The organism is Streptomyces sp. NBRC 110028, from assembly GCF_001417735.1.
GTDB lineage: Bacteria > Actinomycetota > Actinomycetes > Streptomycetales > Streptomycetaceae > Streptomyces.
The window spans coordinates 102,167-125,052 of record NZ_BBUZ01000031.1; the positions used below are offsets into that span (position 1 = coordinate 102,167).

21 protein-coding genes are annotated in these 22,886 nt (G+C 72.3%); 7 read left to right on the forward strand and 14 right to left on the reverse strand.

From position 1 onward, the window contains the following. Positions 1-86: 86 nt before the first annotated feature. The 5 genes from araD to ASC60_RS23625 form a co-directional block, all read right to left on the reverse strand. Positions 87-1,838 carry an L-arabinonate dehydratase gene (gene araD / locus ASC60_RS23605; RefSeq protein ID WP_055554163.1) on the reverse strand — a complete coding sequence of 584 codons (1,752 nt, stop codon included), beginning with the start codon at positions 1,836-1,838 and terminating at the stop codon, positions 87-89. Then, positions 1,835-2,737, reverse strand: a complete 903-nt coding sequence (locus ASC60_RS23610; protein ID WP_055554165.1) for a dihydrodipicolinate synthase family protein — start codon at positions 2,735-2,737, stop codon at positions 1,835-1,837. Before ASC60_RS23610 ends, araD begins: the two co-directional genes overlap by 4 nt. 11 nt (positions 2,738-2,748) lie before the next feature. Continuing rightward, the gene (locus tag ASC60_RS23615; protein ID WP_055554167.1) at positions 2,749-3,405 is read right to left on the reverse strand and encodes a GntR family transcriptional regulator; all 657 of its coding nucleotides are present in this window, start codon (positions 3,403-3,405) and stop codon (positions 2,749-2,751) included. 251 nt (positions 3,406-3,656) lie between these two features. Beyond that, a complete protein-coding gene (locus ASC60_RS23620) occupies positions 3,657-5,018 on the reverse strand; it encodes a hypothetical protein (protein WP_055554169.1) in 1,362 nt (453 codons plus the stop codon). A 159-nt stretch (positions 5,019-5,177) separates the two neighbouring features. Further along, the gene (locus ASC60_RS23625) at positions 5,178-5,768 is read right to left on the reverse strand and encodes a TetR/AcrR family transcriptional regulator (RefSeq protein ID WP_055554171.1); all 591 of its coding nucleotides are present in this window, start codon (positions 5,766-5,768) and stop codon (positions 5,178-5,180) included. Between the two features lie 200 nt (positions 5,769-5,968). On the opposite strand from ASC60_RS23625, the gene ASC60_RS23630 reads away from it, so the two are divergent. Further along, a complete protein-coding gene (locus ASC60_RS23630; RefSeq protein WP_055554173.1) occupies positions 5,969-6,883 on the forward strand; it encodes an alpha/beta fold hydrolase in 915 nt (304 codons plus the stop codon). A 38-nt stretch (positions 6,884-6,921) separates the two neighbouring features. On the opposite strand, the gene bla is transcribed toward ASC60_RS23630, so the two are convergent. After that, the gene (gene bla / locus ASC60_RS23635) at positions 6,922-7,836 is read right to left on the reverse strand and encodes a class A beta-lactamase (protein ID WP_055554175.1); all 915 of its coding nucleotides are present in this window, start codon (positions 7,834-7,836) and stop codon (positions 6,922-6,924) included. A gap of 119 nt (positions 7,837-7,955) precedes the next feature. Between bla and ASC60_RS23640 the strand changes: the two genes are divergently transcribed. Beyond that, positions 7,956-8,843: a LysR family transcriptional regulator gene (locus ASC60_RS23640; protein ID WP_079038570.1), complete on the forward strand. Its 888-nt coding sequence runs from the start codon at positions 7,956-7,958 to the stop codon at positions 8,841-8,843. After that, positions 8,840-9,742, forward strand: a complete 903-nt coding sequence (locus tag ASC60_RS23645) for a serine hydrolase (protein WP_055554179.1) — start codon at positions 8,840-8,842, stop codon at positions 9,740-9,742. The genes ASC60_RS23640 and ASC60_RS23645 overlap by 4 nt, the downstream gene beginning before the upstream one ends. 213 nt (positions 9,743-9,955) lie before the next feature. On the opposite strand, the gene ASC60_RS23650 is transcribed toward ASC60_RS23645, so the two are convergent. After that, positions 9,956-10,699, reverse strand: coding sequence for an SDR family oxidoreductase (locus tag ASC60_RS23650; protein WP_055554180.1), 744 nt, complete (start codon positions 10,697-10,699; stop codon positions 9,956-9,958). A gap of 94 nt (positions 10,700-10,793) precedes the next feature. On the opposite strand from ASC60_RS23650, the gene ASC60_RS23655 reads away from it, so the two are divergent. Together ASC60_RS23655 and ASC60_RS23665 are read left to right on the forward strand one after the other, a co-directional pair. After that, entirely contained in the window at positions 10,794-11,354 is a 561-nt protein-coding gene (locus tag ASC60_RS23655; protein ID WP_055554182.1) for a TetR/AcrR family transcriptional regulator, read from the forward strand. A gap of 799 nt (positions 11,355-12,153) precedes the next feature. Then, the gene (locus ASC60_RS23665; RefSeq protein ID WP_055554185.1) at positions 12,154-13,365 is read left to right on the forward strand and encodes a PP2C family protein-serine/threonine phosphatase; all 1,212 of its coding nucleotides are present in this window, start codon (positions 12,154-12,156) and stop codon (positions 13,363-13,365) included. A 292-nt stretch (positions 13,366-13,657) separates the two neighbouring features. Here the strand turns inward: ASC60_RS23665 and ASC60_RS23670 are convergent, their stop codons facing one another. Both ASC60_RS23670 and ASC60_RS23675 read right to left on the reverse strand, forming a co-directional pair. Next, on the reverse strand, positions 13,658-14,824 hold the full coding sequence (locus ASC60_RS23670; protein ID WP_055554187.1) for a hypothetical protein: 1,167 nt from the start codon (positions 14,822-14,824) through the stop codon (positions 13,658-13,660). Further along, positions 14,821-15,798, reverse strand: a complete 978-nt coding sequence (locus tag ASC60_RS23675; RefSeq protein WP_055554189.1) for a 5-dehydro-4-deoxyglucarate dehydratase — start codon at positions 15,796-15,798, stop codon at positions 14,821-14,823. The genes ASC60_RS23670 and ASC60_RS23675 overlap by 4 nt, the downstream gene beginning before the upstream one ends. 207 nt (positions 15,799-16,005) lie before the next feature. Here ASC60_RS23675 and ASC60_RS23680 point away from each other — a divergent pair, with 207 nt between their 5' ends. Together ASC60_RS23680 and ASC60_RS23685 are read left to right on the forward strand one after the other, a co-directional pair. Further along, on the forward strand, positions 16,006-16,824 hold the full coding sequence (locus ASC60_RS23680) for an NAD(P)-dependent oxidoreductase (RefSeq protein WP_055554191.1): 819 nt from the start codon (positions 16,006-16,008) through the stop codon (positions 16,822-16,824). Positions 16,825-16,923: 99 nt separating this feature from the next. Beyond that, positions 16,924-17,385, forward strand: coding sequence for a TIGR03618 family F420-dependent PPOX class oxidoreductase (locus tag ASC60_RS23685; protein ID WP_055554423.1), 462 nt, complete (start codon positions 16,924-16,926; stop codon positions 17,383-17,385). Here ASC60_RS23685 and ASC60_RS23690 read toward each other — a convergent pair. From ASC60_RS23690 to ASC60_RS23710, 5 genes are all read right to left on the reverse strand, one after another. Further along, positions 17,382-18,689: a cytochrome P450 gene (locus ASC60_RS23690; protein WP_055554193.1), complete on the reverse strand. Its 1,308-nt coding sequence runs from the start codon at positions 18,687-18,689 to the stop codon at positions 17,382-17,384. The two genes, ASC60_RS23685 and ASC60_RS23690, sit on opposite strands and share 4 nt — an antisense overlap. A 110-nt stretch (positions 18,690-18,799) precedes the next feature. Then, complete coding sequence (locus tag ASC60_RS23695; protein ID WP_055554195.1) at positions 18,800-19,372, reverse strand: cysteine hydrolase family protein; 573 nt, start codon at positions 19,370-19,372, stop codon at positions 18,800-18,802. Positions 19,373-19,383: 11 nt separating this feature from the next. Then, entirely contained in the window at positions 19,384-20,787 is a 1,404-nt protein-coding gene (locus ASC60_RS23700; RefSeq protein ID WP_055554197.1) for an MFS transporter, read from the reverse strand. After that, positions 20,784-21,233 (reverse strand): MarR family winged helix-turn-helix transcriptional regulator, encoded by a 450-nt coding sequence (locus tag ASC60_RS23705; RefSeq protein WP_055554199.1) that lies wholly within the window; start codon positions 21,231-21,233, stop codon positions 20,784-20,786. The genes ASC60_RS23700 and ASC60_RS23705 overlap by 4 nt, the downstream gene beginning before the upstream one ends. 90 nt (positions 21,234-21,323) lie before the next feature. Then, positions 21,324-22,817, reverse strand: coding sequence for an alpha/beta hydrolase (locus ASC60_RS23710; protein ID WP_055554201.1), 1,494 nt, complete (start codon positions 22,815-22,817; stop codon positions 21,324-21,326). Between the last annotated feature and the right edge of the window lie 69 nt (positions 22,818-22,886).

Consider the following 22,886-nt stretch of genomic DNA (forward strand, 5'->3'; position numbering starts at 1 on the left):
TCAGGGGGAAGTGCGGAATGGAAGCGCTTTCCGTACGTCGTTCGAGATACCGTGCAAAAATTTCTCGGTCGAAAGTCGCGGGCCGCTCAGCCCGCGTACGGTTCCGGCACCGCGCCGTCCCGGGCCAGGAAGCGGAAGTCGCAACCGGTGTCGGCCTGGGTCATCTGGTCCTGGTAGAGCGCCCCGTAGCCGCGCCCGTAGCGGGGCGGCGGTGTCGTCCATTCCGCTCGGCGCCGCTCCAGCTCGGCGTCGTCCACCTCCAGCCGCAGCACCCGCGCCGCCACGTCCAGCGTGATCAGGTCGCCGTCGCGGACGAGGGCGAGCGGCCCGCCGATGTACGACTCGGGGGCGATGTGCAGCGCGCAGGCGCCGTAACTGGTGCCGCTCATCCGGGCGTCGGAGATCCGCACCATGTCCCGCACCCCCTTCTTCAGCAGGTGGTCGGGGATGGGCAGCATGCCGTACTCGGGCATGCCGGGCCCGCCGAGCGGACCGGCGTTGCGCAGCACCAGCACGGTGTCCTCGGTGATGCCGAGGCCGGGGTCGTTGATGGTGGCCTGCATCGTCTTGTAGTCGTCGAAGACGACGGCGGGCCCGGTGTGCTTCAGCAGGTGCTGACCGGCGGCGATGTGTTTGATGACCGCGCCGTCCGGGCACAGATTGCCGCGCAGCACCGCCACCCCGCCCTCCTCGGCGAGCGGGTTGTCGCGCGGCCGGATGACGTCCGGGTTGTGCACGAGGGCGCCGTCGAGCTGTTCGCGCAGGGTGGCGTGGGCGACGGTGGGCCGGTCCAGGTGCAGCCGGTCGGTGAGCCGGGAGAGGAAGCCGGGCAGTCCCCCGGCGAAGTGGAAGTCCTCCATCAGATACCGGCCGCCGGGCCGCAGATCGGCCAGGACGGGCACGGTGCGGGCGATCCGGTCGAAGTCGTCCAGGGTGAGCCGCACCCCCGAGCGCCCGGCCATGGCGATCAGGTGGATGACCGCGTTGGTGGAGCCGCCGAGCGCGAGCACGGTGGTGACCGCGTCCTCGTACGCCTCCCGGGTCAGGATCTCCGACAGCCGCAGGTCCTGCCACACCAGCTCGACGATGCGCAGCCCGGAGGCCGCGGCCATCCGCTCGTGCCCGGAGTCGACGGCCGGGATGGACGAGGCGCCCGGCAGGGTCACGCCCAGCGCCTCGGCGGCGGCCGTCAGCGTGGAGGCGGTGCCCATGGTCATGCAGTGGCCGGGCGAGCGGGCGATGCCCTGCTCCAGCTCGGCGATCTCGCAGTCGCCGATGAGCCCGGCCCGCTTGTCGTCCCAGTACTTCCACATGTCGGTGCCCGAGCCCAGCACCTCGTTGCGCCAGTGCCCCGGCAGCATCGGCCCGGCGGGCACGAAGACGGTCGGCAGATCGGCGGTGGCGGCGCCCATGAGCAGCGCCGGGGTGGACTTGTCGCAGCCGCCGAGCAGCACGGCGCCGTCCACCGGGTAGGAGCGCAGCAGCTCCTCGGTCTCCATGGACAGCAGATTCCGGTACAGCATCGGAGTCGGCTTCTGGAACGTCTCGGAGAGGGTGGAGACCGGGAATTCGAGGGGGAAGCCGCCCGCCTGCCAGACCCCGCGCTTGACCGCCTGGGCGCGGTCGCGCAGGTGGACGTGGCAGGGGTTGATGTCGCTCCAGGTGTTGAGGATCGCGATGACCGGCTTGCCGAGGTGTTCCTCGGGCAGATAGCCGAGCTGGCGGGTGCGGGCCCGGTGGCTGAAGGTCCGTACCCCCTCGGCGCCGTACCACCGGTGGCTGCGCAGCTCCTCGGGCCTTCTGCGGGGGCGGCTCCCGCTTCCCCGGGGGCCGCTCACAGCGCCCACCCCTGTATCAGCGCGGCCACCTCGGCTCGCTGCGGCTCCGGCAGCAGCCGGCTCGGCGGGCGGACGTCGCGGCGGCACAGGCCGAGCGCGGCCAGCGCCTCCTTCACCACGGTCACGTTGTTGGCCGACTGCCGGGCGGCCCGCAGATCCTCGAACGGCCGGATCTGCTCCCACACCTTCATCGCCGCCGCGTAGTCCCCGGCGCGCAGCGCGCCCAGCATGTCCAGCGAGACCTTCGGGGCGACGTTGACCAGCCCGGAGGTGAAGCCGGTGGCGCCGGCGGACCAGTACGAGGGCGCGTACAGCTCGGCCAGCCCCGCCACCCAGACGAACCGGTCGAGCCCCGCGTCCCGCGCGAAGGCCGCGAAGCGGGCCGCGTCCGGGACCGCGTACTTCACGCCGATCACGTTCGGGCACGCCTCGCCGAGCCCCGCCAGCGCCGCGCCCTCGATCAGCGGGTTGCGCAGGTACGGCACCACGCCCAGCTCCGGAACCGCCTCCGCGATCTCGCGGTGGTAGTCGACCCAGCCGTCCTGGGACACATACGGATGCACCGGCTGGTGCACCATCACCATCTGGGCCCCGGCCTCCCGGGCGTGCCGCGCGGCGGCCACCGCCGTCGCCACGTCCTGCCCGACTCCCACCACCACGACGGCCCGGTCGCCCGCCTCCTCGACGCTCAGCTCGGTGCACAGCCGGCGCTCCTCCAGGGTGAGGGCGTAGAACTCCCCGGTGTTGCCGTTGGGGGTGACGGCCCGTACGCCGCTGTCGAGAAGCCGGCGCAGCAGGGCGCGGTAGGCGTCCCGGTCGACGGCGCCCGTGGCGTCGTACGGGGTCACCGGGATCGCCACGACGTCCGCGAGCGCGGTTCTCAGCGGTGTGAAGTCCATGCGGGGCCTCTCTAGTCCGTGTTCGCGTCGGTGTCCGGGTCCGGGAAGGCCCGCTCGACGAAGGAGGAGATGTGGTGGTGCAGCGCGCGGGCGGCCCCGTCGGCGTCGCCGTCGTGCGCGCGGGCCAGGATCTCCCGGTGCTCCCGCGCCTCCCGGTCCCAGGACGGCACCGCCTGCCAGGCGACGGCCGACACCAGCGCGGCCTGGTCGCGCAGTTCGTCGAGCATCCGGGTCAGCAGCGGGTTGCCGCACGGGAGGTAGAGCGAACGGTGGAAGTCCCGGTTGGCCAGCGACCGGTCGGCCGGGTCGGCCGCCGCGTCCGACCGCTCCAGCGCGGCCCCCGCCGCCGCCAGGCTCGCCCGCGCGGTGACGGTCCGCCGCAGCGCCTCGGGCTCCAGCAGCAGCCGTACGTCGTACACGGCCCGTGCCATCGCGGTGTCGACGGTCCGCACGGTCGCGCCCTTGTACTCGCTCATCACCACCAGCCCCCGGCCCGCCAGGGTCTTCAGCGCCTCCCGCACCGGCGTCTTCGACACCCCGAACTGGGCCGCCAGCTCGGTCTCGACGAGTGGCTGCCCCGGCCGCAGCCGTCCCGTGAGGATGGCGTGCTTGACCGCTTCCAGCACGTACTGGGTACGGGACGGGATCGGGCTGGGGGCGATGTCCATAGTGGCTCTCAGATCTCACGTATCGCGTCTCATATATGACGTACGAAGTACGACGCGATGAAGTTAGGGCGGCCCCGGGGATTCGTCAACGGTCCTGACGAAACTTCACGTTCCCTTGCCGGTAACGTGATCGGAGTGCTGACGGGATCCCCGACGAGACGCCTGGTCCTGCCGCGCGGCAACTCCGCCTCCGGCAAGTCCTCCATCGCCGCCGGGCTGCGCGAGGACCACCGGGGCCGGACCCACGCCTACTACCTCGACGTGCCGTTCGTGTGCGACGGGGCGGGTGCCCGGTCGGCGCAGACCGACCGGATCTCCTCCAGCAGCTCCGGGTAGTGCTCGCCGTACGTGTTCACCGCGTGCCACACCGCGTCCAGCGCGGCCTTGAGCGGGGCGGGCTCGGCCGCGGCGAGCACGGCGGGAAGAGCGAAGTGCGGCTGTGAGATCCGCGCGGGGCCGGGCCTGCCGCCGGGGGCGTGCACCACCACGGCGGCTCCGCACCCCGCGCCCCCGGTCGGCGTCACGCTCCGGTCGGCGGCCGTCTTCGGTACGAACGCGCCCAGCCTCCGGCCGAGACCCGGCCGCCTCGCCCTCTCGTCTGCGGACGCCGCGGCCGGAACCCACGCCCACCCGGCCGCCGCCGGGGGAGCCGGTGGGCGGTAGGGCGGTCGCTCGGGAGCTATCGCCTCCAGCACCGACCGGTTCGGGACCCGGGGGTCGGAGCGCAGGGTCTCCCACATCCGGCCCACGTCGTCGAACGGTGGCGGCAGCGGACGCCTCTCCGCCAACGCGGTGAGCGCCTGGGCGACCCACGGCACATCGGTCAGGCCCGCCGCCGCGCAGGCCCGTCGGGCGGCCAGCGACGCCACCGCGCGCTGCGCCTCGGGACCCGCGGCGTCGAGCGCGTGCACCAGGTCGCTGTCGAAGCGGAGCAGACCGCGGATATTGCCGCCGACACCGCGCAGCGCCTCGCTCGGCAGCCGTCCGCCCCACTCCCACCGCTCGCGGTGTGATCGCCGCTCCTCCGCGGCCCGTTCCTCCGCCTGGCGGGCCAGGCGTTCGGTCTGGGCGCGCTGCTCGGGTGTGGGCGGCGGCGGAAGTTCGCGCGCAGAGCGGTGCCAGTACGCGGCGATCCGTGAGGCCTGGCGGACCACGCGGTCCGGTCGGGGCGGCGCGGGCCAGAACTGCAGGAGGTAGCTGTCCACCGGTGGCTCCCCGGCCACTCTGGTGTCGCGCTCCCGCCCTTCGTCCATCCCCCGGGCGCAGTACCGTACTCGGTAGTCGGTCGGGGCGAGGTTCAGGTCCCACACGGCCTCGCCCGCCCATTGCACCAAACTGGTGCGTTCCGACACCGGACGGAAGGACACCTCCACCACGTCCTCCCAGACCGGGTCCGGCGGAGGTGCCTCGTCGTGGACCTCCACGACGAATCCGACGTTGCCCGTGTGCAGTCCGGTGGTCAGCCAGAGCGCACCCGGGACCGCGGCCCCGCACAGGCCCCCGCTCTGGCCCGCGAAGGCCTCGAAGAGGTCCGGATTCGCACTGTCCGGATCGCTCTGGACGTAGATCTGACCGTAGTCAACGTGGACTTCGCCTGTGACCGGCCTGCGCACGGCAACCCCCTCTTCGTCGCTGACGGCCTCAGGACCCCTGCCGGACGGGCCGTCACATGTCCCACAGCCTGCCGCAGACCACTGACAACGGGCCCGGCGGTGTCAGTTCGGCTGTCCGGTGAGCTGCTTGATCAGGAACCGGCACCTTTCGAAAACTGCCTAGTTGCGCGCGCGCAACGCCTGCGAGAGAGCGTCGACGGTCACGTCCACGATGGCCAGGAGCTGCGCCGGGCTCGCCCCGGCTCTGCTCATGACGGCGAGAGACTGGTTCACGGCCGCCGCGTGTACGGCGAAGGCGTCGGCGTCCCGGTCGGCCAGCCGGCCGGCCTTCAGCGCGGCGCGCAGGCGCAGGCGCTGCGAGCCGAGCGCCTGCCTGGCGTGCGCCGCGACGGCCGGGCTCAGCACCGGGATCGCCATGGCCGACTGGGCGATCAGGCATCCGTCGGGCAGGTCGGGATCGGCGATGCGCGCGAGGGTGACGTCGAAGAACGCGCGGACAGCCGCGAGGGGCTCGGAGGCCGCACACGACAGGGCGGCGTCGTACTTGTCGCCGTAGCGCGTGCCGTAGCGGTCCAGGCAGCGAAGGAACAGCGTGTCCTTGTCGCCGAGCGAGGAGTAGATGGAGCTGCGGTTCAGGCCGGTCGCCCGGGACAAGTCGTCGACCGAGGTGTCGGCGTAGCCGGCGCGCCAGAACTGGATCATCGCGGCATCGAGCGCCGTGTCCATGTCGAACTGCTTCTTGCCTGCCACGTGCACTTCCTTGCCGGGGGTCGGTGTTCGGGATGCCGGTCATCATCCCATCTTGAACCGATCAGTTCAAGATGTGTTAGCCTTCGGACGTGATCATGACCGGGCGTCCCGGCGCCCTCGGACTCGCGGGTCCTCAGCGGCACGGCAAGCCCTCGGGCGAACCGCCGGACCAGCACACCCCAGCCCCCGATGGAGGATCCATGACCGTCTCCGGACGTCACCCCGTCCGCGACCTGCCCCTGGACGACCTGGCCGGATTCACCCACCACTGGGTCGACGCGGACGGCGTCCGCCTTCATGCCGTCGAAGGCGGCCGGCCGGCCGGCCCGGCTGTCGTCCTGCTCGCCGGGTTCCCGCAAACCTGGCGGGCCTGGCGAAAGGTCATGCCCGGCCTCGCCGGCCGGTTCCGCGTCATCGCGATCGACCTGCCGGGCCAGGGCCACTCCGAGCGCCCGGAGCGCGGCTACGACACCCATACGGTCGCCGCCCACGTCCACGCCGCCGTCACGGCACTCGGAGTGCCGTCCTACTGGCTGGCCGCCCACGACATCGGCGCCTGGGTCGCCTTCTCCCTCGCCCTCGACCACGAAAGCCAACTGCGCGGGGTCGCCCTGCTCGACGCCGGAATCCCCGGCATCACCCTCCCGGAAACGATTCCCACCGACCCGGCCCGGGCGTGGAAGACCTGGCATTTCGCGTTCCACCTCGTGCCCGGCCTGCCCGAGACCCTGCTCGCCGGCCGCGAACGGGACTACGTCGGCTGGTTCCTGAAGGCGAAGGCCCTCGCTCCCGGCACATTCGACGACGCCGACCTCGACCACTACGCGGCGGCCCTCGCCGCCGACGGCGGCCTCCGCGCCTCCCTCGCCTACTACCGGGACGCCGCCGAGTCGGCGCGCAAGAACCACCAGGCGCTCAACCGGCGGCACCTGACCGTGCCCGTTCTCGGGATCTCCAGCAGCCACGGCTCCATTCCGGACATGGCGGCCTCCCTCAGCCCGTGGGCCGACCACACCACCGGAGTCAGCGTGCCCGGCGCCGGGCACTTCATCCCCGACGAGCAGCCCGAAGCCGTCGCTGCCGCGATAGCCGACTTCATCGTCGGCAGCGACTGACGCCGTTCAGGGACGAACCTCGGCCTTGGACCGATCGTCTAGGACAGGGTGCCGGCGACGACGGACGCCGCCTTCGCGATCAGCTTGTCGTCGTGCGCGTCGTCCTCCTCGCCGCGGTTCGTCATGACCGCCATGACGATGGGCGCGGCCCCGGGGCGCCACACCACGGCGATGTCGTTGCGGGCGCCGTAGCCGAAGCCGCTCCCCGTCTTGTCGCCGACCACCCAGCCCTCCGGCACCCCGGCCCTGATGAGGGCGTCGCCGGTGGTGTTGGTCCGCAGCCACGTCGCCAGCTTGGCGCGTTCGGGCTTGCGGAGGACGTCGCCGAGGACGAAGGCGCGCAGGTCCCCGGCCAGCGCCCGGGGGGTGGTGGTGTCCCGCGTCTCACCCGGGGTCCATCGGCTCAGGTCGGGCTCGACGCGGTCCATCCGGGTGATGTCGTCGCCGAGCCTCCTGACCTCGCGCTGGAGCGCCTTGGGTCCGCCGATCACGTCGAACAGCAGGTTGGCCGCGGTGTTGTCGCTGTAGCGGACGGCGGCGTCGCACAGCTCGCGCAGGGTCATGCCGGTGTCGACGTGCTTCTCGGTGATGGGTGAGTTGTCGATCAGGTCGTCACGGGAGTACGTGATCACCTTGTCCATCCCGCCGAGCGAGTACCGGCGCAGCACGGCCCCGGCGGTGAGCGCCTTGTGCGTGGAGTGGAAGCCGAAGCGTTCGCCGGCCCGGTAGGCCACCTCGCGTCCGGTGCCGGTGTCAATGGCGTAGAGGCCGAGCCGGGCGTCGAACTCGCGCTCCAGGGCCTTGAGTTCGCCGGTGTACGGCTTCGTGGCGGCGGCGGTCGCCGCCGTGGGCGACGAGGCCGTGGCGGTGTCCTGCCCGCAGGCCACGAGCGGGACGAGGGCGAGCGCGGCGAGAGCGCCGAGCGCGGTGCGGCGGGCACGGGTGAACCGCATGGGGACCTCCAAGGGCCGGTGCTGGTCGGTGAGTTGCGAACACCTTCACCGCCGGGCACTCATGCGGTCCAATACGCTCACGCGCCACTTCATGCCGATCTGGCATAAGGTTCCGGGTTGTGGATCTCGTCGGGGCGTGCCGTGCGTTCGTCAGCGTGAGCGAGTACGGCAGTTTCACCGTGGGGGCGGCGGCTGCCGGGATGTCCCAGCCGGTGGCCAGCCGTCGCGTCGCCGCCCTGGAGGAACGCTTCGGTGAGCCGCTGTTCGAGCGCACGTCGCGGCGGGCCGTGCTCACCCCGTTCGGGCGGGACATGCTGCCGACGGCCCGGCAGCTCGTCCAGGCGGCGGACGTGCTGCTGCACGAGGCCGAGGCGGTCAAGCGCAAGCCGTGGCGGCTCGCGGTGCCCGGCATCTGCACCACGGCCGGTCTCGCCCGGCTCGTCGCCGAGGCGCGGGGGCTCGGCGTCACCCTGGACCTCCGGGTCGCGGCACCGGCGCGGCGCGCGGAGCTGATCCACACTCAGCACGTACGCGCCGCCCTGCTCACGGTGGTGCCGGACGACGCCGCGTGGTCCGTACCGCTCGGGCTGGCCGGTGCCGTGGATCCCGGGGTGCGGCGCGTCTACCTGGAGACGCTGCGGGTCGGCCGGGCCTCCTCCGGCCCGGCCCGGCGCGTCTGGATACAGCCGGAGGACGACGTGCCGCACATCCGCGATCCGCTGACCCGGCTGCGCGACGCGGTGGGCCTGCGGCCCGCCCAGCTCGTCACCGCGACCGACCTGACCACTGCCGTGGCGGAGGCCCTGCGCACCCACGACGTGCTGCTGTGCTCGCCCGCGCAGGCCGCGGAACTCGGCCTGCACTGGCGGCCCGTGGGCGAACTGGCCACCCTCACCCGCGGCTACGCCCTCGTCTCCGCGGAGGGCAGTCCCCAGCACATCGAAGCACGCCTGGGCGGGGCCATAGCCCGCTGCCTGGGCGCCGAGACCCGGCGGGTGCCCACGTGAACACCGAAGCGCTGCTCCACGACGTACGGCGGCAGCTGCACGACGGCGGCCTGCGCGGCTGCCTCCTCGTACGGGACCTGCACACGGGCGAGGAGCTGGGCATCGACCCGGACACCCAGCTGCCCTCGGCCTCCCTGGTCAAGGTCCCGCTGGCGCTGGCGACGGCGGAGCGCGTCCGGCGCGGCGAGCTGGACGGGGCGACACGGCTGGAGGTGCGGCCCGGGCGCGTCACCACGCCCGGCCCCACCGGGCTGAGCCGCTTCCGCCACCCGGCGCGGATCGCGGTCGACGACCTGCTGTACCTGAGCACCTGCCTGAGCGACGGGGCGGCCGCCGACGCGCTGTTCGGGCTCACCCCACCCGCCCGGGTCGCCGACATCCTCCACGAGCTGGGGCTGCGCGGCATCACCGTCCGGCACACCGTGGACGAGCTGTCCGACACCCCGGTGGAACGCTTCGACACCGCCCAGGCCCACCTGGCCCACGCCCTGGCCATCGGCGCCGGTACGGGCGGCCGCGGCCACCGGGTGCCACAGCTCGACACGACCCGCGCCAACACGGGCAGCGCCCGCTCCTACGTCGACCTGCTCCAGGCCCTGTGGACCCCGTCGAAGATCCACCCCGAGGTGGCGGAGCGCGTACGCGACCTCATGGCCCACAACGTCCTGCGGCACCGACTGGCCCCGGACTTCAGCTCGGACGCCACGAAGTGGTCCTCCAAGACCGGCACCCTGCTGAACCTCCGCCACGAGGTGGGCGTGGTCGAGCACGCCGACGGCCAGTCCTTCGCCATCGCGGTCCTGACGGAGTCCGAGGTGCCGGCCGCCGTCCAGCCCGGCGCGGAGGCCCTGATGGCCCAGGCGGCCCGCACCCTGCGGGACCACTTACGGCAGCTCTAGGGCGTGTTTCGAAGTCCCGCCTGCCCCGCGACGCCTGGCACGCACGCTCGCTGCGTTGTCGGGATCGTCCGAGTAGGCCCGCCCCCGGACTCCGTCCGGGAGGTGGCCCCGCGAGGACGACCCTCCGCCTCGCGATCGCACGCACCAGACGCCGCGGGGCCCGCCCTCCGGGCGGACGGCGCTACTTTCGAAACACGCCCTACCGTAGAGGAGTCACGCCTGGACGGTTGGGCGCACGTTGATCTCGCCGATCTCGACATCATCGGGCTGCTCGACGGCGAAGGCCACCGCGCGGGCGACCGCCTCCGGTGGGAGGCCCACCGCGGCCATGTTCTCGCGCGTCTGCTCCCGCAGGTGCGGGTCCGCCATGGAGTCGGCGAGATCGGTGCGGACGTATCCCGGCGAGATGGCCGTCGTGCGCACCACCCCGTCGGTGGACTCCGTGCGCAGCCCCTCGTGGATGGTGCGCACCGCGTTCTTGGTCGCGGCGTAGACCGCCATCGAGGGGGACACGCCCGCCAGGCCCGCCACGGAGACGATGCTCACCAGATGGCCCGCCCCCTGTTCGCGGAAGACGGGCAGCGCGGCGGCGACGCCGTTGAGCATGCCGCGCAGATTGACATCGATCATGGCCGACCACCCTTCGGTGTCGAGGTCGGCCAGCGGGCTGATCGGGGCGATGCCGGCGTTGTTCACCAGGACGTCGATGCGGCCGTACTGGCCGGTGGTGGTCGCGACCAGGCGCCGCAGGTCCCCGGCCCGGGTGACGTCGACGACGCACGTGGCGGCACGCCCCCCGGCCTCCCGGATGTCCCGCGCTATCGCGTCGACGCGCTCGCCGCGGCGCGCCGCGAGGACGACCGCGGCGCCGCGCCGGGCGAGTAGACGGGCCGTGGCTTCGCCGATGCCGCCGCTGGCCCCGGTGATGGCGACGACCTTGCCGTGCAGAGAGAGCACTGCTGCCTCCAAGTAAAGTGGACACGTGTCCGCGTGGGATTCACCCTACCGGACACGTGTCCACTTGTCGCAGGCGGAACGTCAGGAGAGACCTATGAGCGTGCCGGCACGCCGTCCGGACGCGGCGCGGAACCGGACCCGCATCGTGGAGGCCGCCCGCGCGGCCCTCGCCGAGTCCAGCCACGTCCACCTCAATGAGATCGCCAAGCGCGCCGGTGTGGGACAGGGGACGCTCTACCGGAACTTCCCCAACCGCGAAGCGCTCCTCGCCGAGGTCTACCGGCGCGACGTCGAAGCGCTCGTGGCCGCCGCCCCCGCGCTGCTGGCGGAACACGAGCCGGTGGAAGCCTTGCGTCACTGGCTCGACCGGGTGATCGACTACGCCGAGATCAAGCACGGCGTCCTGGCGGCGCTCGAACCGGCGGCGTGGCAGGACCTCGTCGCCCACAGCCACAACCCCATCGAAGGCGCCCTCGGCCGCCTGCTGGACGCCGGGAAGGCGGCCGGTGCCCTCCGCACGGACGTGGACGCCCACGGGGTCCTGCTGCTGATCGCCTACCTCGGCCGGCTGGACCGGGACGCGTGGGAATCGACGGCACGGCCGCTGATGAGCGTCATCCTCGACGGCCTCCGCCGACGGGACGCGGAGCGGTGAGGGCCCGTACGGCGAGGCGGGACACCCCCAGCCCTCCGGTACCTGAGCAGCCGAGCGCCGGGGGGCGGAGATGCCCCACCCCCAGCCCCTCCAGCGTTTGAGGAGCGGGGTCCCGGGAGCGGAGATGCCTCACCCCAGCCCCTCCGACACTCAAGCAGCAGGGCCCCGGGGCGGAGAAGCCCCACCCCCAGCCCCTCCGGCGTTTGAGGAGCGGGGTCCGGGGGCGGAGCCCCGGCGGGGGTGTGGGGGGCGGAAGCCCCCACCAGGGGGGCCGGGGGCCGTGCCCCCGGTTCGGGAAGGGGCGGGGTGGGGAAAGGTCACCCCAGCTGTTTTCAGCGGGGTGAAGTAGAGCCGGTGGGGCGGTGGTTTTGGGAGCCGCTGGTTCGGCGGCGGGAATGGGAGCCACCTGGTGTGATGGTGCGCGACATGCCACCTTTGGAGTAATCGGGGTTTTGGGCTGTTTGGCCGCTCACGCTGTGGTCGTTGATCACGGTCGTGTCAGGAGACCCGTGTGTACAGGTCGCGTGAGTGGATCTTTGAGCGGATCCGCCGGGACCGGCGTCTGGACCCGGCGGTGTCGGGGCGGGCGCTGGCCCTGCGGTACCGGGTGTCGCGGAACACGGTGGCGAAGGCGCTGGCGTCGCCGGTGCCGGCGAAGCGGAAGAAGCCACCGCCGCGTGCGAGTGTGCTGGAGGTGATGCCCGCTCTTCTGCACCCTGCCGTCCTGAGCAGCGTCGAAAGGAGGCCAAGGCCAATGGTGGACCGATGAAGGAAAGGCGCCAGAGTGACTGAGCACGACATGACGGTCGAAGGGCTGCTGGCAGCGGTGGAACAGGCGCCACCAGTAGATTCTGTTGCAGTGGTCGCCCAGGCCCTTGCCAGGCAGATGGATGCCCGTGAGGTCCGCTTCTGGATCATCGATTTCACCGGCGACGTCTTGCTGTCTCTACCGGTGGCCAATAACACGGAAGGCGAAGGCGGAGACCAAGACCACATCGACCTTCGCGGCGGCCTCCACGAGGAGGTGATCCGCTCCCAGCAACTGCACATCACCCAGACCCCCGAGCCGGTGAGCGGATACCGGGCGCTGGCACCGGTGACCACCCATGGAGACGCCATCGGCATCCTGGAAGTGACCACAACCGCCCAGCCCAGCCCACGTCACCGCCACCAGATCACGCAGGCCTCCCAAGCCCTGGCCTACATCGTCACCTCCAACCGGCGCTTCACCGACCTCTACGAATGGGGCCGGCGCAGCATCCCGCCCACCCTGGCCGCTGAAATCCAGCACAACCTTCTCCCACAGGCTCTGTCCTGTGAAGCCGGACCGGTCACTTTCGCCGGCGCCCTCCAGCCAACCCACGACATCTCCGGCGACACCTTCGACTACAGCCTGGACAGGCACACCCTGCACGTCTCCATCACCGACGCCATGGGCCACCACACCCACGCCGCACTACTGGCAACGCTCATCGTCGGCTCCCTGCGCAACACCCGGCGCGCCCGGGCCCCTCTGGCCGAGCAGGCCCGGGCAGCACACCAGGCCGTCCTGGACTACGGCCAGGACGCCACCGTCACGGGCCAGCTCCTGAACATCAACCTGTCCACCGGCCACGCCCAGTTCGTCAACGCCGGCCACCCCTGGCCACTGCGACTGCGCAACGGCCGCGTCAGCGAGATCCAACCGGAAGTGGACCTGCCCTTCGGCGCACCCTGGGACGGCCACTTCCGCGTGCAGAACCTTCACCTGGCCCCCGGAGACCGACTGGTTCTGATCACCGACGGGATGACCGAACGCAACACCACCGCCCTGGACCTCCCCGCCCGCATCGAAGCCGACGCCGCCCTACACCCCCGCGAAGCCGTCCGCTCCCTCATGCGCGCCCTCCGCCGAGCCACCCAAGGAAACCTGCTGGACGACGCCACCGTCATCTGCCTGGACTGGCACGGCACCGGCTCCAGCCGGCACACCAGCACGACCAGCGCCGACACCTTCCCAAATCGCCACTGACGCACACCAGAACACGAGCACCACCGCAGCCCGCTCCCAGCACACGGAGTCGGGCCCCTTGGCACGCGCCTGTCAGGGACACGAATCAAAGGGCCCGGGGACCACAAGGTATCGAGACCGACGACCAGGCCAACGCGGACATGCTCGTCCGTGTCCTCACGGACAAACATCACCCGATAGGGGCGGCTCCCGATCCCACCGCCGATCATGATCCGCGGTGCTGTCCCTCTCGTGCACAAACGCAGCAGTCTGGCTCCCGATCCCACCGCCCAAGTGGCTCCCGTTCACCCCGTCAGAAACACCCCAGCCGAGCCAGCGCCTTCCGCACCTCCCCCAAATCCCCGTCCGACGCCAACCCCGCGTGGTACAGCCGGATCTCATCCGCGCCCAACTCCACCGCATGCGCCGCGTCATCCACCAGCGCCGACGGCCGGCCCCCCATCCCCGCCACCACCGTGAAGTTCGCGGCGAGCACCGTCCCCTCCCGCCGGTGCGGAACAAACGGCGGGAGGACGGCCGTGCGCACCGCCCCGTCACCGGTGCACGGCAGCACCACCCCATCCGCGTGCGCCAGCACATCCGCCGGGTCGACACCCACGTTGGCCCCGACGCCCCGCCGGTTCGGCACCGCGTGCAGCAGCACCTGGAAGCCGGCCGGGGCCGCGGCCCGTACCGCGGCGACCGCGTCCCGCTGCAGCCCGCTCGCGACCCCGTCCCGCCACGCCGAGAAGACCCCGGCCACGTCCGCGTCCAGGGTCCCGGGAGCGGGCGCCCCGGCCCACACCGGGGCCAGCGCCCGCCGTACGGCCCCCCGCAGCTCCCCCGGGTCCGCGCCCAGCCCCTCGTAGCCCGCGCAGCAGCACTCGCAGAAGCACAGCGACATCAGGTACTGCGCCTCGTCCCCCAGCCCCACGCCCCCGATCTTGTCGTGGGCGTGGAGATGGGCGAGCCCGTACCACCCGCAGGACTCCAGCTCGACGCCCAGCGCCCCCGGCCGCGCCGAAGCCTCGGCCGCCAGGTCGACCAGGTACTCCCGCACCTCGGGCCGCCCGATGCACGGCGCCCACGGATAACGGTCCCCGTACGCGTTCCGTACGGAGGTGCCCGGATGCTCGTCCCCCATCCGCGAGTTGTGGGCCAGCACGACCCACGCGTGCACCTCGAGACCGGCCCCGGCCAGGGCCTCCGCGGCCTCGCCGAAGGGGTCGGCCCCGGCCACCCACGCCTGCTCGTACGGCCGCAGCGCGCGCCCGGCCCACCGCTTGGCGTCCGGCGGGTACAGCACCGCCGCGTGCCGGGCGGTCACGATCCGGTGTTCGGGGTGCCGGGGGGTCAGGGCCCGCGTCGAGTGGTACGCGGACGCCAAGGTGACCTGCCGTACGCCCAGGTCGGCGATCCGCGCCGCCGCGTCCGGGTCCCCGACCACATCCCACGGATAGACAAAGGCCGAGGACTTCATCGCGCCCCGCCCTCCCCCACCAGTTCCATGCCCCGCTCGATGAGCCCGGCCAGTTCCTTGACGTGCGCCGCGCTCGGCTCGCTCAGCGGCGGCCGCACCTCGCCCACGTCCAGCCCGCGCAGCCGCACGCCCGCCTTCACCAGCGATACGGCGTACCCCCGCCCCTGGTTCCGCAGTTCGACGAGCGGCCGGAAGAAGCCGTCCAGCAGCCGGTTGACGACATCGTCGTCCCCGGCCGTCAGGGCCCGGTGGAACGCCAGCGCGACCTCGGGCACGAAGCAGAAGACGGCGGACGAGTAGAGCGTCACCCCGATCGACCGGTACGCGAGCCCGGTCAGCTCGGCGGTCGGGAGGCCGTTGAAGTACCGGAATCCGTTGTCCGCTCCCGCCTCCCGCACCGCGCTCACGATCCGCTGCATCAGGTCCAGGTCGCCGAGCCCGTCCTTCAGCCCGGTGATCCCCGGCACCCGCGCCAGCCGCACCACGGTCTCCGGCGTGAAGACGGCGTTGTCGCGCTGGTAGACCACGACGTCCAGCCCGGTCGAGCCCGCCAGCGCCGTGTAGTGCCGGACCAGCCCCTCCTGGTCCGCGACCACCAGGTACGGCGGCATGGCGAGCAGCCCGTCGGCCCCGGCCCGCTCCGCGAGCTCGGCGTACTGGACGGCCAGCGCCGTCCCGTACCCGGCGCCCGCGACGACCGGCACCCGCACCCCGCCGGCGGCCTCGACCGCCGCGGCCTCTTCCACGGCCACCGTGACGCAGTCGTGGAACTCCTCGGGGGTCAGCGCGTGGAATTCCCCCGTACCGCAGCACGCGAAAACGGCCCCCGCGCCCGCTTCGATGCCTCGGCGCACATGGGTGCGGTACACGTCGAGGTCGAGGGCGCCATCGGGCCCATAGGCGGTCACGGGGAAGAACAGCAGTCCGTCAAGGCGCTCGGCGAGCGATGCCGAGGCTGCGGGGGCTGTGGTCACGGGCTCTCCCTGTCGCGTGCACGTTTCTGACCGACATCTATATTCATGAACGCACACACCGTAAGGTAGCCGTCGCGTACGGGTCAAGAGTCGAGGCGTGCGTCGATCACCCTTGACGCCACCTCCCGTAATCCCTACGTTGTCCATGCATCTGAACAAGATGCACATATACGTCCTACGTCGCGTCCGTACGGAGGAGATCCGCCCATGTCCGCGCCCGCTCCCCGCACCATCCTCCTCACCGGCGCCGCCGGAGGCATGGGCACCCTGATGCGGGAGCTGCTGCCCCCGTACGGCTACGAGCTGCGCCTGCTGGACATGGCGCCCATCCCCGACGCCCCCGACGCGATCGTCGCCGATCTCGCCGACAAGGACGCGCTGCGCCACGCGGTGGAGGGCGTCGACGCGATCATCCATCTGGCGGGCATCTCCCTGGAAGCCTCGTTCGAGAAGATCCTCAGCTCCAACATCCAGGGCACGTACAACCTGTACGAGGCGGCCCGCGAGGCGGGCGTCCGCCGGATCGTCTTCGCCTCCAGCAATCACGCGGTGGGTTTCACCCCCCGCCCGGCCGGCGACGACGCCCCGCTGATCCCGGTCGACACCCCGCGCCGCCCGGACACCTACTACGGCATCTCCAAGTCGTTCGGCGAGGACCTGGCCTCGTACTACTGGGACAAGCACGGTATCGAGTCCGTCGCCATCCGCATCGGCTCCTGCTTCCCCCAGCCGACGAGCGTCCGGATGCTGTCGATCTGGATGAGCCCGGCCGACGGCGCCCGCCTCCTGCACGCCGCCCTCACCGCGAAGGACGTCGGCTACACCGTCGTGTACGGCAGCTCGGCCAACACCCGCCTGTGGTGGGACCTGTCCTCCGCGCGGGCGCTGGGCTACGACCCGCAGGACGACTCGGAGCCGTACGCCGCGAAGCTCATCGCCGAGCAGGGCGAGCTGGACCCGGACAACCCCGAGCACGCCCACCTGGGCGGCGCGTTCTGCGTCAACCCGCCGATCTGGCCCCACTGATCGCGTACAACATCACGTACGCAGGTCATCACGTACCACTCCGGCCGACGCGATCGCGAGGGCCGGAATGCCGGGGCGGTGGCGGCGGTTGGGCTGATCATGACGCAGAATCCGGGACCCAGACCCCTCTCCGACGACGCCGCCTCCGCGCTGCTCGCCGCCCAGCAGTTCGGCACGCTCGCCACCGTCAAGCGCAGCGGCCACCCCCACCTGACCACCATGGTCTACGGCTGGGACCCGGACGCCCGCATCGTGCGGTTCTCCACCACGGCGGACCGGGTCAAGGTCACGCATCTGCGGCGCGAGCCCCGGGCGGCGGTGCATGTGCAGGGTGGCGACCCGTGGTCGTTCGCCGTGGCGGAGGGGGAGGCCGAGGTCTCCGAGGTGACGACGGCTCCGGGGGACGCGGTGGGGCGGGAACTGCTGGGGATGCTGCCGGAGGCCGCGAAGCCGGAGGACGAGGACGCGTTCCTGGCGCAGTTGGTCGCCGAGCGCCGGGTGGTCATCCGGCTGAAGGTGGACCGGCTGTACGGGACGGCGCTGGACTTCGACACCCCCTAAGGGCCGTCGGGGGTGATCGTGGCGGGCATCGGGCCGTCCGGGCGGACCGTGAAGCCGAACACGGTCGCCGCCGGGGTGGCGTGGAACGCCGGGGTGAAGGCGGGCAGGAGGTGCCGCAGCAGCTCGGTCGTCTCGCGCATCGCGAACTGCGCGCCCAGGCAGGCCCGGGCGCCGAGGCCGAAGGGGTAGTACGCGCCCTGCCGGGAGGAGCGGTCCACCCCGGCGAACCGCGTCGGGTCGAACCGCTCCGGGTCCGGCCACAGGGCCGGGTCGCGGTGGGTGAGGTAGGGGCAGACGAAGATGTCGGTGCCCGCCTCGACGCGGTAGCCGGTGAGGGTGTCGTCCTCGGTGGCGTGCCGGGGGATCAGCCACGCCGACGGATAGAGCCGCATGGCCTCGGAGACGAGGGCGCGCAGGGCGCTCTCGCGCTCGGGCGAGCCCTCGTCTCCCGCGTCCAGGGCCCAGCGGCGGGCCTCGGGGTGGCGGTCGAGCAGCAGATACAGCCAGGACAGGGTGGTGGCGGTGGTCTCGTGCCCGGCGGCCATCAGCGTGACCAACTCGTCGCGGATGAGCTGGTCGGTGTATTCGGGGCGGGTCTCCCCGGCGTCCACCAGGACGCGCAGCACGCCGGGCCCGTCCGGGCCCGCCTCTCCCCGGCGGGCGGCCGCGATCGCGCGTGCGGCGACGGCGTCGATCCGCGCGAGGTCGGCGGCCACGGTGGCGCGCAGCGCCTCCGTGTCGGTGGAGGCGGAGGGGGTCGACGGGAGGGCGGCCCCCACGGCCTCGACGGCGGCCAGCTCGCGGTGGGTGGCCTCGTCGAGGGGGTGGCCGGTGAGGGAGCGCCAGATGGTGTCGAGGGCGAAGAAGCGCAGGTCCTCGGCGACATCGGTGGGGGCGCCGGTACGGGCGGCGGCCGCCCAGCGCTCGGCGGCCCGGCGCGCGGCGGCGGCGATGCGCTCCTCGTAGCGGCGGATGCCCGCCCCGGTGAACTGGGCCTGGAGCAGGCGGCGCTGCCGCTTCCACGCCTCCCCGGTGGCCGAGAGCACCCCGTCGCCGACGAGCACCCGCGCCCGGTGGGAGCGCTTGACGTAGCGGTCGGGGTGCAGGGCGAGGACGTGCCGCACCGCCTCCGGTTCGGTGACCAGCACGGTGGGGCGCGGCCCGAGCCGTACGCCGCTGACCCCGCCGAGTTCGCGCGCGAGGGCCAGCAGATCGACCACCGCCCCCGAGGTGGCGCGCCACCGCTCGACGGCGGCCGGGTCGAGGAGCGGGACGGGGGCGCCGTGCGGGGCTGTGGTGGCCAAGGTGCTCTCCTGCTCGCTCGATGAACACTGGGTACGACGACGCTCGGTACAACGAGGGAGCGGGCTCCCGGGTCAGCGTACTGGCCCGGCAGCCTTGAGGACGTCACCCGTTACGGCTTGGGGCCCTGTGCGGCGACGGCCTCGACCCACGCGTCCACGGTCGTCACGGTCGCCTGGCGCGGGAACACCTTCTCGGTGAGCACCCGGTGCACCTCCTCGTCGGTGTCGGCGCAGCCGTCGGCCAGCACGGTGAGCCGGTAGTCCAGGTCGGCGGCCTGCCGCAGCGTGGACAGCACGACACCGCTGGTCGCGACGCCGGTCAGGACGAGATCGGTGATGCCCTGGGACCGCAGGACCAGCTCCAGGTCGCTTCCGGCGAAGGCGCTGATCCGCTTCTTGGTGATCACCGGCTCATCGGGCCGGGGCGCGATGTCGGGGTGGATCGCGGCGCCCGGGTCCACGGGCGTGAACGCCTCGGACGCCCCCAGCGCGCTGAAGGACATGTTCCGTTCCGACACCTCCGGGTGCCCGGACCGGAAGCCGACCACGACGTGCAGCACCGGAATCCCGGCGCTGCGGGCGGCGTCGACCGCGCGGGCCAGGCGCGGCAGGTAGTCGGGGTCGGCGACGCGGCCCACGATGCCGTTCTGGATGTCCATCGCGAGCAGTGCGGTGTGCGGCATGGTTGAGCCTTTCAGCGCTGAGGGGAAGGGGCGGAGGCGATGCGGCCCAGCGAGCGGTCCGCGACCGTCATCGCCAGGAACAGTCCGGCGATGGCGAGCATGAGCCAGGCCAGGCCGTGCAGGCCGACGGTGTCGGCGTGGGGCCCGAAGAAGGCGCCGTTGGCGCCGGAGGCGACCATCGCGCCGATGTAGAGGAACGTGCGCAGCAGCCCCGCGGACGAGCCCATCCGCTCGGGGTCCGCCTGGTGGTACACCGCGTTCTGCAGGGCCAGGTTGTTCAGCCCCTGCGGTACGCCGCACACGAGCGCGACGGCGATCAGCAGCCACACCGGGCTGTGCGGCTGGAGCGTGAGCAGGATGAGGCATACGGCGATCTGCCCGACCGCGCCGACGATGAGTTTGCCGCGCACCTCGCTGCGGCGGCCGGTCGCCGTGGACACCGCGATCGCCGCCAGGAACAGCGGCAGTTGCGCGAGGCCCGCCTGCGACGCGGTCAGCCCCCGCCCCTCCTGGAGCCACTGGGTGTAGCCGTACAGCATGACGTACGACACGACAGCGACCAGGAACATGCGCGCGTACGTCAGCAGCAGCGGAACGTTGCCTCCGAGCACCCGCAGATCGATGAACGGCTCCGCCACCCGCAGCTCACGCACCGCGAACCCGGCCGCCGCCGCCACCATGAGCACCGGCAGGTACCAGCGGTCCGCGCCCGGCTCCATCAGGAACAGCAGCAGCGATACGAGCATCCCGGCGAACAGCGCCATGCCGACGAGGTCCAGCCCGGCTCCCGCGCCTTCACGGCGTGGGTGGGCTTTCGGCAGCCGCCGGGCGCCGAGGATCAGCCCGGCCACGGCCAGCGGGAGGTTGACGGCGAACGTCGTACGCCAGCCACCGACCCCGATCAGCAACCCGCCCAGGGACGGGCCGATCACCGCGACGGTCTGGTTGGCCACCGCGAGCGCGGTCAGCACCCCGGCGGGGCTCTCCCGGCCCGTACGCCGGGCCTCGCTGCGGATGAGGTACATCGCGGCCGGATAGCCCGCGCACGTACCGAACCCCAGCACCACCCGCGCCACGATCAGCGCACCCAGGTCCGGGGCCAGCACGCCGATGAGCCCCGACAGCCCCGTCAGCGCCGAACCGGCGAGGAACAGGCGGCGCGGCCCGTACAGATCGATCAGCCGCCCCACCACGGGCTGGCCTATCGCGGTCGCCAGATAGAGCGCCGAGACCAGCCAGGCCGTCTGCGCGGGCGGAGCGCCGAAGGCCGCGCCGATCGGCACCAACGACACCGAGACGATGGAGGAGTTGACCGGGTTGAGGATCGACCCCAGCATCATCGGCGCGAGCAGCCTGCGGTCGAATCCGCCGGGCGCCTGGGGCTTGCCGACGCGTCGCATGAGTCGCGTGATCATATGGCGTTGAGCCGGTCGAGCAGGGCCAGCGCCTCGATGACGGTCTGCCGTTCGTCCTCGGTGAAGCCGGATTCGAGCGACCGGGCCAGCCACTCCTCGCCCGCCCGCCGCTTGTCCTCCAGGAACGCCTGCCCGGTCTCGCTCACCGAGATCAGCTGCCGCCGCCGGTCATCCGGATCGGGCCGCCGCTCGATCAGCCCCCGCTCATCGAGCGCGCCGAGCGTGAGCGCCATGGACTGCGGCCGCACGCGCTCGGCGGCGGCGAGCCCACTGGCCGAGGACGGCCCGTCCTTGCTGAGCCTGCTGAGCACGGACGTCTGCGTGGGGGTGAGCCCTTCCACGTCGTACGTCTCCCGCAGCCGCCGCCGCAGACGGCCGACGACGATACGGATCTCATGCGCGGCGCGCACGGACGACGCGGACATGCCGGGTGGGGTCTCTGCCATGCCCCCACCATAAATTTCATCAGGCCAGCCTGTCCAGTCTGCACTGAACAGGCTGGCCTGCCATTCAGCCGTCTCCGGCCGGTCAGGGGATCAGCCTGCGCGGCAGAGCGTGTCCTTTACGGGCATCGTGCCCTCGACGAGGTAGCGCGTGGTGGTGTTCAACGCGCAGGGATTGTCGCCGAGGACGTAGGCACCGTGCCCGGTGTCGTCGACGCTGAGCAGCCGGGACCGGTCCGCGAACTTCTGGCGCAGCATCTTCCCGCCCTCGTGCGGTGTCGCCGGGTCGCGCAGGTTCTGGACGAGCAGCACGTTCCGTGGCCCGTCGTCGTCGATCGCGACCGGCGGCTCGGCCGGGGCGTACGGCCAGAAGGCGCAGGGCGTGATGTTCGCGGCGGCGGCGCCGAACAGCGGGTAGCGCTCGCGGTCCTCGGCGACGCCGTTCCGATAGGTGTCGACGTCCTTGGGCCACTTGACATCGTTGCAGGTCACGGCGGCGAACACGGCCAAGGGGTTGTCGATCGAGGACGACGGCCCGGACGCCCTCAGACGGCGGGCAGCCGCCTCGTCGCCACCCGCCAGCGCCTGCCACTGCTGAGCCAGCTTGGGGTACTGCGACTTCTTGTACAGGAGGCCGAAGGTGTACTGCCGCAACAGGCTGCCGTCGACGCCCGCCACCGGAGCCTTGTCGAGCCGCTCGGCGAGGGTGAAGTAGGTCGTGCGGACCTGCTCGGGAGTGCGGCCCAGGCCGTAGCTGTCGTGCCGGGCGGCCGCCCATTTCGCGAAGTCGGGGAACGCCTGCTCCATCCCGAGGGCGTAGCGGCGCATGCCGTCGCGGTCGAGGTGGGTGTCGCCGATGTTGCTGTCGAGCACGACCCGGTCGGAGCGCTCGGGGAACATCGACGCGTAGGCGGCCCCGAGTGCCGTGCCGTAGGAGTAGCCCAGGTAGCTGGTCTTCTCCTCGCCGAGCGCGGCCCGGATACGGTCCAGGTCGCGGGCGGTGTTCGCCGTGGTCAGGTGACGTAACACCCCGTCGCGGTCATGGCTCCGGCACTGCTCGGCCGCCTCCTTCGCGACCTTCGCCTGTGCGGTGACCGCCGCGTCGTCGACCGCGTAGGGAGGAATGTTGGCGTTGTAGGGGCCGTCCTCCGTGAACCCGCACGCGACCGGTGCCGAGTGCCCGACGCCGCGCGTGTCCATGCCGATCAGGTCGTAGCGGTCCAGGACGCCGGCGGGTATGCCCCGGGCCGCCAGCAGCGCGGGCAGTGCCAGCCCGGACCCGCCGGGGCCACCCGGATTGAGCATGAGCGTGCCGCGCCGCTTGTCCGGGTTCGTGCTGGCCAGCCGGGAGATCATGACATCGATCCGAGCGGCCCCGGGGTCGGCGTAGTCGACCGGCACAGGCACGGTGGCGCACTGCAACGTGGTCGGGGCCGCCTCGGTCACGACGTCCTCCGGGCAGGTGCCCCACCGCACCTGCGGCGCTCGCGGCGCGTCCGCGACGGCCGGCCCCGGGGCCAGCGAGCCGCTGAGGCCGAGGACGAGCGCCAGGGCCGACGTCCGGCCGATACTGCGTTGTCGTTTCATGTCCAGTCTCCGCATACCCATCGCACGGCTGTGGTCGCCACCCATCGCACCCCGTGCCCTTGGGGCATG

Coding starts and splice junctions, on each gene's coding strand:
- ASC60_RS23610 (WP_055554165.1), bottom strand. CDS start 2,737: ATGGACTTCACACCGCTGAGAACCGCGCTCGCGGACGTCGTGGCGATC.
- ASC60_RS23615 (WP_055554167.1), bottom strand. CDS start 3,405: ATGGACATCGCCCCCAGCCCGATCCCGTCCCGTACCCAGTACGTGCTG.
- ASC60_RS23630 (WP_055554173.1), top strand. CDS start 5,969: ATGACCGTCTCCGGACGTCACCCCGTCCGCGACCTGCCCCTGGACGAC.
- bla (WP_055554175.1), bottom strand. CDS start 7,836: ATGCGGTTCACCCGTGCCCGCCGCACCGCGCTCGGCGCTCTCGCCGCG.
- ASC60_RS23655 (WP_055554182.1), top strand. CDS start 10,794: ATGAGCGTGCCGGCACGCCGTCCGGACGCGGCGCGGAACCGGACCCGC.
- ASC60_RS23665 (WP_055554185.1), top strand. CDS start 12,154: ATGACGGTCGAAGGGCTGCTGGCAGCGGTGGAACAGGCGCCACCAGTA.
- ASC60_RS23670 (WP_055554187.1), bottom strand. CDS start 14,824: ATGAAGTCCTCGGCCTTTGTCTATCCGTGGGATGTGGTCGGGGACCCG.
- ASC60_RS23680 (WP_055554191.1), top strand. CDS start 16,006: ATGTCCGCGCCCGCTCCCCGCACCATCCTCCTCACCGGCGCCGCCGGA.
- ASC60_RS23685 (WP_055554423.1), top strand. CDS start 16,924: ATGACGCAGAATCCGGGACCCAGACCCCTCTCCGACGACGCCGCCTCC.
- ASC60_RS23695 (WP_055554195.1), bottom strand. CDS start 19,372: ATGCCGCACACCGCACTGCTCGCGATGGACATCCAGAACGGCATCGTG.
- ASC60_RS23700 (WP_055554197.1), bottom strand. CDS start 20,787: ATGATCACGCGACTCATGCGACGCGTCGGCAAGCCCCAGGCGCCCGGC.
- ASC60_RS23705 (WP_055554199.1), bottom strand. CDS start 21,233: ATGGCAGAGACCCCACCCGGCATGTCCGCGTCGTCCGTGCGCGCCGCG.
- ASC60_RS23710 (WP_055554201.1), bottom strand. CDS start 22,817: ATGAAACGACAACGCAGTATCGGCCGGACGTCGGCCCTGGCGCTCGTC.